General features: G+C 54.6%; 12 protein-coding genes. 7 read left to right on the forward strand and 5 right to left on the reverse strand.

Annotation, left to right across the window (positions count from 1 at the left end):
- Nucleotides 1–3 precede the first annotated feature (3 nt).
- The gene (rluA, locus tag BJ887_RS12320) at nt 4–663 is read left to right on the forward strand and encodes a bifunctional tRNA pseudouridine(32) synthase/23S rRNA pseudouridine(746) synthase RluA (RefSeq protein ID WP_014168600.1); all 660 of its coding nucleotides are present in this window, start codon (nt 4–6) and stop codon (nt 661–663) included.
- Nucleotides 664–693: 30 nt separating this feature from the next.
- Here the strand turns inward: rluA and djlA are convergent, their stop codons facing one another.
- Entirely contained in the window at nt 694–1,509 is an 816-nt protein-coding gene (gene djlA / locus BJ887_RS12325; RefSeq protein WP_014168599.1) for a co-chaperone DjlA, read from the reverse strand.
- Nucleotides 1,510–1,748: 239 nt separating this feature from the next.
- On the opposite strand from djlA, the gene lptD reads away from it, so the two are divergent.
- Genes lptD through apaH form a run of 6 tightly spaced genes read left to right on the forward strand, consistent with a single transcriptional unit; the run spans nt 1,749 to nt 8,478 of the window.
- Complete coding sequence (lptD, locus tag BJ887_RS12330) at nt 1,749–4,100, forward strand: LPS assembly protein LptD (protein WP_121339919.1); 2,352 nt, start codon at nt 1,749–1,751, stop codon at nt 4,098–4,100.
- A gap of 53 nt (nt 4,101–4,153) precedes the next feature.
- On the forward strand, nt 4,154–5,440 hold the full coding sequence (gene surA, locus BJ887_RS12335) for a peptidylprolyl isomerase SurA (RefSeq protein WP_014168597.1): 1,287 nt from the start codon (nt 4,154–4,156) through the stop codon (nt 5,438–5,440).
- Nucleotides 5,440–6,426 (forward strand): 4-hydroxythreonine-4-phosphate dehydrogenase PdxA, encoded by a 987-nt coding sequence (gene pdxA / locus BJ887_RS12340; protein ID WP_020882559.1) that lies wholly within the window; start codon nt 5,440–5,442, stop codon nt 6,424–6,426. Before surA ends, pdxA begins: the two co-directional genes overlap by 1 nt.
- Entirely contained in the window at nt 6,423–7,244 is an 822-nt protein-coding gene (gene rsmA, locus BJ887_RS12345; protein ID WP_014168595.1) for a 16S rRNA (adenine(1518)-N(6)/adenine(1519)-N(6))-dimethyltransferase RsmA, read from the forward strand. Before pdxA ends, rsmA begins: the two co-directional genes overlap by 4 nt.
- 3 nt (nt 7,245–7,247) lie before the next feature.
- Entirely contained in the window at nt 7,248–7,625 is a 378-nt protein-coding gene (gene apaG, locus BJ887_RS12350) for a Co2+/Mg2+ efflux protein ApaG (protein WP_014168594.1), read from the forward strand.
- 4 nt (nt 7,626–7,629) lie between these two features.
- The gene (apaH, locus tag BJ887_RS12355; RefSeq protein ID WP_121339920.1) at nt 7,630–8,478 is read left to right on the forward strand and encodes a bis(5'-nucleosyl)-tetraphosphatase (symmetrical) ApaH; all 849 of its coding nucleotides are present in this window, start codon (nt 7,630–7,632) and stop codon (nt 8,476–8,478) included.
- Between the two features lie 39 nt (nt 8,479–8,517).
- On the opposite strand, the gene folA is transcribed toward apaH, so the two are convergent.
- The 4 genes from folA to BJ887_RS12380 all read right to left on the reverse strand — a co-directional run bounded on the left by folA (nt 8,518) and on the right by BJ887_RS12380 (nt 11,839).
- The gene (gene folA / locus BJ887_RS12360; RefSeq protein ID WP_008502023.1) at nt 8,518–8,997 is read right to left on the reverse strand and encodes a type 3 dihydrofolate reductase; all 480 of its coding nucleotides are present in this window, start codon (nt 8,995–8,997) and stop codon (nt 8,518–8,520) included.
- A gap of 114 nt (nt 8,998–9,111) precedes the next feature.
- A complete protein-coding gene (kefC, locus tag BJ887_RS12370) occupies nt 9,112–10,977 on the reverse strand; it encodes a glutathione-regulated potassium-efflux system protein KefC (protein ID WP_121339921.1) in 1,866 nt (621 codons plus the stop codon).
- Complete coding sequence (kefF, locus tag BJ887_RS12375; protein ID WP_020882557.1) at nt 10,970–11,500, reverse strand: glutathione-regulated potassium-efflux system oxidoreductase KefF; 531 nt, start codon at nt 11,498–11,500, stop codon at nt 10,970–10,972. The genes kefC and kefF overlap by 8 nt, the downstream gene beginning before the upstream one ends.
- A gap of 105 nt (nt 11,501–11,605) precedes the next feature.
- The gene (locus BJ887_RS12380) at nt 11,606–11,839 is read right to left on the reverse strand and encodes a YgdI/YgdR family lipoprotein (protein ID WP_010427047.1); all 234 of its coding nucleotides are present in this window, start codon (nt 11,837–11,839) and stop codon (nt 11,606–11,608) included.
- Nucleotides 11,840–11,919 lie beyond the last annotated feature (80 nt).

Raw genomic sequence — 11,919 nt, forward strand, 5'->3', positions numbered from 1 at the left:
AAGATGGTGATGGAGCCTTACAATCCACCTCAGGATCCCTGGCTGGTGGTGCTTTATCAGGATGAGCACATTATGGTGGTCAACAAGCCCAGCGGCTTGTTGTCCGTGCCAGGGCGTCTGGATGAGCACAAAGACAGTGTGATGACGCGTATTCAGCGCGATTATCCTCAGGCGGAGTCTGTCCATCGTCTGGACATGGCCACCAGCGGTGTGATTGTAGTGGCGCTGAATAAAGCGGCGGAACGCGAACTGAAACGCCAGTTCCGCGATCGCGAGCCGAAAAAACAGTATGTCGCACGTGTCTGGGGGCATCCTCAACCGGCGGAAGGTCTGGTGGATTTACCGCTGATCTGCGACTGGCCAAACCGACCAAAACAAAAGGTCTGTTACGAAACCGGCAAAGCAGCGCAAACCGAGTATGAAGTGCTGGAGTACGCGCCAGATAACACTGCGCGCGTGCTGCTTAAGCCGATTACCGGGCGCTCGCACCAGCTGCGTGTCCATATGCTTGCGCTGGGGCACCCGATTCTGGGGGACAGATTTTACGCGCCGCCCGATGCACTGGCGCTGGCGCCACGCCTGCAGCTGCATGCGCAGACGCTCACCATCACCCATCCGGTTTTTGGCAATGCAATGACGTTTAAAGCCCCAGTCGACTTCTGAAAAAAAGGCCCGACAGTGTCGGGCCTTTTTTTATTTGAAACTTTTCTTCTCTTTAATCAACTCGTACGCTTTCTGAATTTCCTGCGCTTTTTGCTTCGCCATCTCCATCATCTCCGGCGGTAAGCCTTTCGCGACCAGTTTGTCCGGGTGGTGCTCACTCATCAGCTTACGATAGGCACGCTTGATGGTGGTTACATCGTCCGATGGCTTCACCCCCAGCACGTTACAGGCATCCTCCAGCGTCGGCCCCCGCTGCGCCTGCTGCCAGGCACCGCCAGAGGACTGCTGGTGATAGCCGCCGCCAAACTGCGCACCGCCCTGCATCATGCGCAGGAACTGGTCGAACTGCATACGGGAGATGCCCAGTTCTTCCGCAATAACGTATAAAACATCGCGTTCATTCGGATGAAGTGAACCATCGGCAAACGCCGCCTGGATTTGGATCTCCAGAAACATCCGAATTAAATCAAAACGGCCGAAGCAGATGCTGCGGAACTGACGCATTTTATCGCGCAGCGGATAATTATCCGCTTTACCGATGCGAAACGCATTTTGTGCCGCGAGACGGGAGTCACCATGCAGATTCATGCGGTCCATAAAGACGCTGGCTATCTGAATATCGGCTTCCGTCACACGCCCTTTTGATTTGGTTAAGTGCCCCATCACCTCAAACGTGGTGGAGAAAAAGAGGGACTGACGCTCACGCTGATTGGCAAACCAGGCCATTTTGCGGCTGCGAGCCTTATCAAACATATGGCCGATAATAAGCCCCAGTACGATCCCCCAGAACCCGGCACCCATGATGATGGCGAACGCAACGCCGATTATTTTACCCCAATACTGCATATACTCCCCGGTTAGTCATGTTCCTGGCCGACGCAACGTCATCATCACAGTGTTCAAGCCACGGTCAATTGAAGGACATCGCCTATAATTTGCTTTATCATACTCGTCATTCGATAGCGAGCCTAACACTCTGGCGCGCAAACGGGCAGGATTAACGCTGGTACTGCGCTGATGAGTAAGATAGTCTCTGAGCGTTTGTAAGCCGTAGCCACTGATGACGGAACAATAAAATACAACGTATGAAAAAACGTATCCCCACCCTCCTGGCCACAATGATTGGCACCGCCCTGTACAGCCAACAGGGACTGGCGGCCGATCTCGCCTCGCAGTGTATGCTTGGCGTCCCAAGTTATAATCGTCCACTGGTAAAGGGCGATACGAATAGCTTGCCGGTAACCATTACTGCCGATAGCTCTAAAGGCACATATCCTGACAATGCGACATTTACTGGCAATGTGGATATTAACCAGGGCAACAGCCGTCTGCAGGCAGATGAAGTGCAATTACACCAGAAGCAGCCGGAAGGTGCGGCCGAGCCGGTACGAACGGTGGATGCGCTGGGTAATGTGCACTATGACGACAATCAGGTCATCCTGAAAGGTCCGAAAGCCTGGTCAAACCTGAATACTAAAGACACTAACGTCTGGGAAGGTGATTACCAGATGGTAGGTCGCCAGGGGCGCGGTGATGCAGACCTGATGAAACAGCGCGGCGAAAACCGCTATACGATTCTCGAAAACGGCTCCTTCACGTCCTGTCTGCCCGGGTCTAATACCTGGAGCGTGGTCGGAAGTGAAGTCATCCATGATCGTGAAGAGCAGGTTGCCGAGATCTGGAACGCCCGCTTTAAGCTCGGTCCGGTACCTGTTTTCTACAGCCCTTACCTGCAGCTTCCTGTGGGTGACAAACGCCGCTCAGGTTTCCTGATCCCGAATGCCAAATACAGCACCACGAACTACTTTGAGTTCTATCTGCCGTATTACTGGAACATCGCGCCCAACATGGACGCCACGATCACGCCGCACTATATCCATAAGCGCGGCAACGTTATGTGGGAAAACGAGTTCCGCTACCTGACGCAGGCGGGTACTGGCCTGATGGAACTGGATTATCTGCCGTCGGACAAAGTCTTCCAGGATGAGCATCCAACAGAAGGTGATAAACACCGCTGGTTGTTCTACTGGCAACATGCCGGGGTAATGGACCAGGTCTGGCGGTTTAACGTCGACTACACCAAAGTCAGCGACCCTTACTATTTCAACGACTTTGACTCCAAATACGGGTCCAGTACCGATGGCTACGCCACGCAGAAATTCAGCGTGGGATACGCTATTCAGAACTTCAACGCCACGGTCTCTACCAAGCAGTTCCAGGTCTTTGATACCCAGACGAGAAGCACTTATGGTGCAGAACCGCAGCTGGACGTTAACTGGTACCAGAACGATGTTGGTCCGTTTGACACCCGCGTGTACGCCCAGGCCGTGCACTTCGTTAACACCAACTCGGATATGCCGGAATCCACGCGTGTTCACCTCGAGCCAACCATCAATTTGCCGGTGTCAAATGACTGGTCGAGCCTGAATACCGAGGCCAAACTGATGGCCACCCATTACCAGCAGAAGAATCTTGACTGGTATAACACCCGTTACGGCACCGATCTCGAAGAATCCGTGAACCGCGTCCTGCCGCAGTTCAAAATGGACGGAAAACTGATCTTCGAACGCGATATGGGTCTTCTGGCGGAGGGTTATACCCAGACGCTTGAGCCACGTATGCAGTATCTGTACGTCCCGTATCGCGATCAGAGCAACATTCAGAACTATGACTCCTCATTCCTGCAGTCTGACTACAGCGGTCTGTTCCGCGACCGTACCTACGGTGGCCTCGACCGTATTGCGTCAGCAAACCAGTTAACGACCGGCGTCACAACACGCGTTTATGATGATGCCGCCGTTGAACGTTTTAACGTTTCTGTTGGTCAAATCTACTATTTCACCGAGTCCCGGACCGGTGATGACAACATTAACTGGGAGAAAGACGACAAAACGGGTTCTCTGGTGTGGGCGGGTGATACCTACTGGCGTATGAGCGATCGCTGGGGTTTACGCGGGGGTGTGCAGTACGATACGCGTCTCAACAACGTTGCGACAAGCAGTGCGGCGATTGAATACCGTCGTGATGAAGACCGTATGCTGCAGTTGACCTATCGTTACGCCAGCCCGGAATATATTCAGGCCACGTTGCCAAACTATGCAACCGCGGAACAGTACAAAGACGGCATCTCGCAGGTGGGTGGCGCAGCGAGCTGGCCAATCGCCGATCGCTGGTCAATCGTCGGTGCTTACTACTTTGACACCAACACCAGTAAACCTGCTGACCAGATGGTTGGTCTGCAATATAACTCCTGCTGCTACGCGCTGCGTGTCGGTTACGAACGTAAGCTTAACGGCTGGAATACTGAGAATAATCAGAGCAAATACGATAACGTGATTGGCTTTAATGTCGAACTGCGCGGCCTGAGCTCCAACTACGGCCTGGGCACGCAGCAGATGCTGCGCTCGAACATTCTGCCGTACCGCAGTTCCTTGTAATGTGCTTAATTTGCAACGTAATCCGCTTTGCGGTTAATTGAAATGGAAAAAGTATGAAGAACTGGAAAACGCTGCTGCTCGGTGTCGCTATGGTTGCGAATACCAGCTTCGCGGCCCCCCAGGTTGTTGATAAGGTCGCCGCTGTGGTTAACAACGGCGTCGTGCTCGAAAGCGACGTTGACGGTTTGATGAAATCTGTGAAGCTCAATTCGGGTGAAGCAGGTCAGCAACTTCCGGATGACGCAACCCTGCGCCATCAGATCCTGGAACGTCTGATCATGGATCAGATTGTCCTGCAAATGGGTCAGAAAATGGGTGTGAAGGTCACTGACGAGCAGCTCGATCAGGCCATTGCTAACATCGCGAAGCAGAACAACATGAGCCTGGACCAGATGCGCAGCCGTCTGGCCTATGATGGCATCAGCTATGCAACGTACCGTAATCAGATCCGTAAAGAGATGCTGATTTCGGAAGTGCGTAACAATGAAGTCCGCCGCCGCGTCACGATCCTGCCTCAGGAAGTGGACGCGCTGGCAAAACAGGTGGGTAACCAGAACGACGCCAGCACCGAACTGAACCTGAGCCACATTCTGATCCCGCTGCCAGAGAACCCAACCTCCGACCAGGCTGCGGAAGCTGAAAGCCAGGCGCGTTCGATTGTCGAGCAGGCACGTAACGGCGGTGACTTTGGCAAACTGGCCATCACCTACTCCGCTGACCAACAGGCGCTGAAAGGCGGCCAGATGGGCTGGGGACGTATCCAGGAGCTGCCTTCCATCTTTGCCCAGGCGCTGAGCACGGCGAAGAAAGGTGACATCGTGGGTCCCATTCGTTCAGGCGTGGGCTTCCACATCCTGAAAGTGAACGATCTGCGCGGTCAGAGTCAGAACATTTCGGTTACCGAAGTTCACGCTCGCCATATTCTCCTCAAGCCGTCACCTATCATGACTGACGATCAGGCGCGCGTGAAACTGCAACAGATTGCTGCAGACATCAAGAGCGGAAAAACCTCGTTTGCGAATGCCGCGAAAGAGTTCTCTCAGGATCCCGGCTCTGCTAATCAGGGCGGCGATCTGGGCTGGGCGGCCGCGGATATCTACGATCCTGCGTTCCGTGACGCACTGATGAAGCTGAACAAAGGCCAGATGAGCGCCCCGGTGCACTCCTCCTTCGGCTGGCATCTGATCGAACTGTTGGATACCCGCAATGTTGATAAAACGGACGCGGCGCAGAAAGACAGAGCCTACCGCATGCTGTTTAACCGTAAGTTCTCTGAAGAAGCAGCAACCTGGATGCAGGAACAACGCGCCAGCGCTTATGTGAAAGTACTGAGCAACTAATGAAACAGCATCGTGTTGTGATCACTCCCGGCGAACCTGCCGGGATTGGGCCTGACCTCGTTGTCCAGCTCGCCCAGCGCAGCTGGCCGGTGGAACTGGTTGTCTGTGCTGATGCAACACTGTTACAAGACCGGGCAACGCTGCTCGGTCTGCCTTTAACGCTCATCCCCTACGTTGAAGGCCAGCAGCCTGCACCACAGCAAGCCGGCACGCTTACGCTTCTTCCTGTTCCACTTCGTACTCCCGTCATCCCGGGTCAGCTCAGTACCGAAAACGGCCACTATGTTGTAGAGACGCTGGCGCGTGCCTGCGACGGTTGCCTGAAGGGCGAATTTGCCGCCCTGATCACCGGTCCCGTGCACAAAGGCGTTATCAACGAGGCGGGGATACCGTTTACCGGGCACACGGAGTTCTTTGAAGAGCGCTCGCACAGCCCGAAAGTGGTCATGATGCTGGCGACAGAAGCAATGCGCGTTGCCCTCGTGACGACCCATTTGCCCATCAGGGCCATTCCGGATGCCATTACTCCGTCTCTTTTACGGGAGATCATTGGGATCCTGCATCACGACCTGCAAACCAAATTCGGCATCAAACAGCCGCACGTCCTGGTCTGCGGCCTGAACCCGCACGCCGGTGAAGGCGGACATATGGGTACCGAAGAGATCGACACCATTATTCCGGTGCTTGAAGAAATGCGGGCAAAAGGGATGAACTTAAGCGGGCCGTTGCCTGCCGATACCCTTTTCCAGCCAAAATACCTGGATAATGCGGACGCCGTGCTCGCGATGTACCACGATCAAGGCCTGCCCGTGCTAAAATACCAGGGCTTTGGCCGCGGGGTGAATATCACCCTCGGTTTACCTTTTATTCGAACGTCCGTTGACCACGGTACTGCGCTGGATCTGGCAGGCCAGGGGAAAGCGGATGTCGGCAGTTTTATTACGGCGCTTAATCTCGCCATCAAAATGATTGTTAATACTCAATGACTAATCGAGTCCATCAGGGCCACTTAGCCCGAAAACGCTTCGGGCAAAACTTCCTCAACGATCAGTTCGTGATCGACAGTATCGTGTCTGCCATTAATCCGCAGAAAGGTCAGGCTATGGTCGAAATCGGCCCGGGTCTTGCCGCTCTGACTGAACCCGTAGGCGAACGCCTGGACGAACTGACCGTTATCGAACTCGATCGCGATCTCGCCGCACGCCTGCAAACTCATCCGTTCCTGGGGCCAAAGCTGACGATTTATCAGCAGGATGCCATGACCATGAACTTTGGTGAGCTGTCGGAAAAAATGGGCCAACCGCTGCGCGTGTTCGGTAACCTGCCGTACAACATTTCCACACCGCTAATGTTCCACCTGTTTAGCTATACTGATGCCATTGCCGACATGCACTTCATGTTGCAAAAAGAGGTGGTTAACCGTCTGGTTGCAGGGCCGAACAGTAAAGCGTATGGTCGTTTGAGCGTGATGGCGCAATATTTCTGCAACGTGATCCCGGTGCTCGAAGTACCGCCAACCGCCTTTACGCCGCCACCAAAAGTGGACTCTGCGGTAGTGCGTCTTGTACCGCATAAAATAATGCCGTACCCGGTGAAAGACCTGCGCGTGCTGAGCCGCATTACTACGGAAGCGTTTAACCAGCGCCGTAAAACGATCCGTAACAGCCTGGGCAATCTGTTTACCGTTGAAGTGCTGACTGAGTTGGGTATTGACCCGGCAATGCGTGCAGAAAATATTTCCGTAGAACAGTACTGCAAGCTGGCTAATTACATCAGCGAAAATGCGCCGCCGAAGGAGAGTTAAGCCATGATTGATTCGCCCCGCGTATGTGTCCATGTACAAAGCGTTTATGTTGAATCCCAGTCCTCACCGGATGAAGAACGTTTTGTCTTCGCTTACACCGTGACCATTCGCAATCTGGGGCGGATGCCTGTGCAACTGCTTGGGCGCTACTGGCTTATCACCAACGGCAACGGCCGCGAAATCGAAGTTCAGGGTGAAGGTGTGGTTGGTGAACAGCCCCACATCGACCCTGGCGAAGAGTATCAATATACCAGCGGTGCCGTGATCGAAACGCCGCTGGGCACCATGCAGGGCCATTACGAAATGGTCGACGTCGATGGCAATGTGTTCCGCGTTGCTATTCCTGTGTTCCGTCTCGCCGTTACAACACTCATTCATTAATCTAATGTTTACATATCTGATTGGCGACGTTCACGGTTGCTACGATGAACTGATCGCATTGTTAAAACAGGTCGACTTTACGCCTGGACAAGATACGCTCTGGCTGACGGGCGATTTAGTGGCGCGTGGCCCTGGCTCGCTGGACGTTCTACGCTTCGTCAAATCACTGGGCGACAGCGTGCGCATGGTACTGGGCAATCACGATCTGCATTTGCTGGCCGTCTTTGCCGGGATCAGTCGCAACAAACCCAAAGATCGTCTCTCGCCTTTGCTGGAAGCCCCGGACGCGGATGTTCTCATCAACTGGCTACGCCGCCAGCCGCTGCTGCAGATCGATGAAGAGAAAAAACTGGTCATGGCGCATGCCGGGATCACCCCTCAGTGGGATCTTGAGACGGCGAAAACCTGTGCGCGTGACGTTGAAGCGGTGCTGGCAAGCGACTCGTATCCTTTCTTCCTCGACGCGATGTACGGCGATATGCCGAATCACTGGAGCGAAGATCTTAGCGGTCTGGCCCGCCTGCGCTTTATTACGAACGCTTTCACCCGCATGCGTTTTTGCTTCCCGAACGGGCAACTGGATATGTATTGCAAAGAGACACCGGAAAGCGCCCCTGCGCCTCTTAAACCGTGGTTTGCCATTCCCGGTCCGGTGACCAACGCCTATAACGTGGTGTTTGGCCACTGGGCGTCGCTTGAAGGAAAAGGCACACCGGAGGGGATCTACGGTCTCGATACCGGCTGCTGCTGGGGTGGAGAGTTAACCTGCTTGCGCTGGGAAGATAAAACGTACTTTGTTCAGCCATCCAACCGACAGCTGGACTTAGGGGAAGACGAGGCCGTTGCCTCCTGATGAGGATTTCCCTCCCCCGGACGGGAGAGGGAAATTCACTTAGCGACGTTCCAGAATTTCGAAGCAGTAGCTGTGGGAGTTCTGCGCATCCGCGTCGTGGAATTCACTGAAGACAGATTCCCACTCATCAGGATCGTAGTCCGGGAAATGCGTATCCCCTTCCACTTCCGCATCAATGTGGGTCAGATACAGCTTCTGTGCTTTCGGCAGGAACTGTTCGTACACACGCCCACCGCCAATCACCATGATCTCTTCGGCATTACCGCATGCGGCAATGGCCTCGTCTACGGACTTCACCCATTCGACGCGATCGTCAGTGCCAGGCTGGCTACTGATAACGATATTTTTACGGCCCGGTAATGGACGACCAATCGACTCCCAGGTCAGGCGGCCCATCACTACCGGCTTGTTTAACGTAGTACGTTTAAACCATGCGAGATCGGCAGGCAGGTTCCACGGCATGGCATTTTCCATACCGATAACACGGTCCACCGCCAGCGCTGCAATCAGACTGATCATTGAAAATTTCCCGGATGCAAAAAATTGCCGCCACTATACGGAAAGCTTAATCTTTCGTCGACTGGCGGCTGAGTAAAGATAGAGAAATTTTTTAATATTGCTGGCAACTCCACTTCACGCGGAAGGTTTACTCTCCGGTTCGTCCGCCGGATCGCCGGTATGCTTGCCCTCTTCCGTGCCCTGCCAGCCGTGACGCTGGATAAGCGACAGGTGATTGCGGTCCTCGTTAATGATTTCCGTCAGCATCGCGCTGGTGCGTTTAAACACCGCTGCACGCTCGGTGGCTGTGCTGCCCGCCATCGCCGCCATCTCTTCCACCATCTCGGTGTTAAAGCGGCGGAACAGGTCCGCACGTTCACGGGCTTCATAGGCCCCTAGCCCCAGATTTTCCAGCGCCATCCGGCCAGACTTGAGCGCACCTTCGAACGTTTCACGCTCTGGCGCCTCCACACCTGCCTGACGCAGCCGGATGTAGTGATCCACATCGCGGGCGCGAGAGATAATGGTCAGCTCGGGGAAGTGTTCCTTGACCAGCTCCACCATCTGCATGCTGGTCTCCGGATCGTCGATCGCGTTAATCAACACTTCCGCTTTCGCCGCCCCGGCGGATTCCAGCAGATCGACACGGGTCGCATCCCCGTAAAACACTTTCATGTCGAATTTCCGCAGGGTCTCAACATGGTCGGGATCGTGGTCGAGGATCACCATTTTGACCCCGCTCGACAACAGCAAACGGCCCACGATCTGCCCGAAGCGACCAAACCCGGCGATGATCACCCGCGGCTGCTCCTCGTCGATCTCATCGGCTTCGCGTTCTTGCTCGCTCCCCGTTTTTTCCAGACGCGCCAGCACCACCAGCAGAACAGGCGTTGCGGCCATCGACAGTGCGACGGCAAGCGTCAGCGCTTTCGCCCACTCAGCATCCAGTACGTAGGCCATCTGTGCCGCGCCAAAGACCACGAATGCAAACTCACTCCCCTGCCCCAGCAGTACGGCAAACCAACGACGCTGCTTGTTGGGCACCTTTAATGGACGCGCTATCAGCCACAACATGCCCATCTTAATGACCAGGAAACCGACCAGCAGGATGAGGATCCGCAGCGGATGCGTTACCAGAGTGCCAAAGTCGATAGACATCCCCACGCCGATGAAAAACAGCCCCAGCAATAATCCCTTAAACGGCTCGATATCACTTTCCAGCGCATGGCGATATTCAGAACTGGCCAGCAGCACCCCTGCCAGGAACGCCCCCATAGCCATCGATAGGCCGGCTTCCTCGAGCAGCAAACCAAAGCCAAACACCAGGAACAGCGCAACGGCACTGAAAACTTCACGCAGGCCGGAGCGAGCGACAAAGCGCAGCAACGGACGGGTCACGTAGCGGCCAAGCAGAATAACCAGCGCCAGGGCACCAACCACTTTCAGCGCAGAAAGCGCAAAAGCCCCCATGGTCGTTGAAGCACCGCTTGCGGCCAGCAGCGGGATCATCGCCACCAGCGGGATGGCGGCAATATCCTGGAACAGCAGCACCGAAAACGCGCTGCGCCCCATCTGAGAGACCGTCAGGTTGCGCTCGTTCATTGCCTGCATGGCAATGGCCGTAGAAGAGAGTGCCAGCGTCAGGCCGATGAGTGTCGCGACTTTCCAGTCCATGCCCAGCAGGATACAGAACCCACCCAGCAGCAGACCACAGGCCACCATCTGCAACGCTCCCCCACCAAATACCGAAGCACGCAGTTTCCATAACCGCCGGGGATCCAACTCCAGGCCAATTACAAACAGCATCAGCACGACGCCGATCTCAGCGAAATGGAGAATCGCCTCGGCATCGGTCACCAGACGGAAGCCCCACGGTCCAATGACACAGCCGGCAATGAGGTAACCCAGCACCGAACCCAGCCCCAGACGTACCGCCACGGGCACAATCAGCGCAGCCGCGCCGAGGTAAATCAGCGCCTGTATCAGCGTATGGCTATCCATTGTTCGCCTCCTGCCACTCAAGTAACCGTTGTTTATAATGGCGTGCCTGCGCCTGCAACGTCTCATCATCGCAAACGAACGTACAGTGCATCGCAAAAGGAGGGAGCCAGTTCAGCCCACAATAGAGCGCCGTCGCCTGCAGCGGCTGTGACAGCACCTCAAAGCCCGGGAAAGCACCAATATCGAAGTGGCTTTCTCCCCCGCCGGTGGTCACGGCCCACATCAGGCTTTTACCTTTAAGCGCGTGACCGTTGTGGCCGTACGCCCAGCCGTGGGAAAAGACTTTATCGATCCACAGCTTGAGGAGCGGAGGGGTGCTGTACCATTGCATCGGATGCTGCCAGATAATTAAATCGGCACGAGAGAGCGCCTCCTGTTCGGCGGCGATATCGATATTAAAATCGGGATAAAGTTGATAGAGGGAACGTATCTCTACGTTATCAAGCGTCCTTACCTGCTCAAGCATCCGTTTATTTGCATGCGAGTGATGCGGATACGGATGTGCGTAAATTATCAGAATCATTAATTAGCCTGTTGTTTTACTGCCTTCTTTTACCAAAAGAGTGTAGTCAGTAATTCAACAGGCTAATAGTGAATATTATTGACGGGCTAACGTCAGAAATCTGAACTAGTTATCCAGTTCGCCCATGGATTTCACCTGGTCACGGTTGATCTGTTCAGTTTGACCCGTTTCGGCGTTTTTATAGGAAACCAGACCGGTGTCATCATCGACCTGCGGCTTACCGTCAGTCACTATCGTACGGCCATCCGTGGTTTTTACTGCCTGATTAGATGAACAGCCCGCAACGGTAAACATGGCGGTGGCAGCCAGAACGGACGCGATCAGAAGTTTATTTTGCATGGTGTTTTCCCCTGCTCTCAGTTGAATTTCGTTATCGACCTAACCATTTTAGGCTAACTGACTGAATGCGGTTGGAAAAC

The sequence above is a fragment of the Enterobacter sp. WPR_3_1 genome (genome assembly GCF_003635055.1).
GTDB lineage: Bacteria > Pseudomonadota > Gammaproteobacteria > Enterobacterales > Enterobacteriaceae > Enterobacter > Enterobacter ludwigii.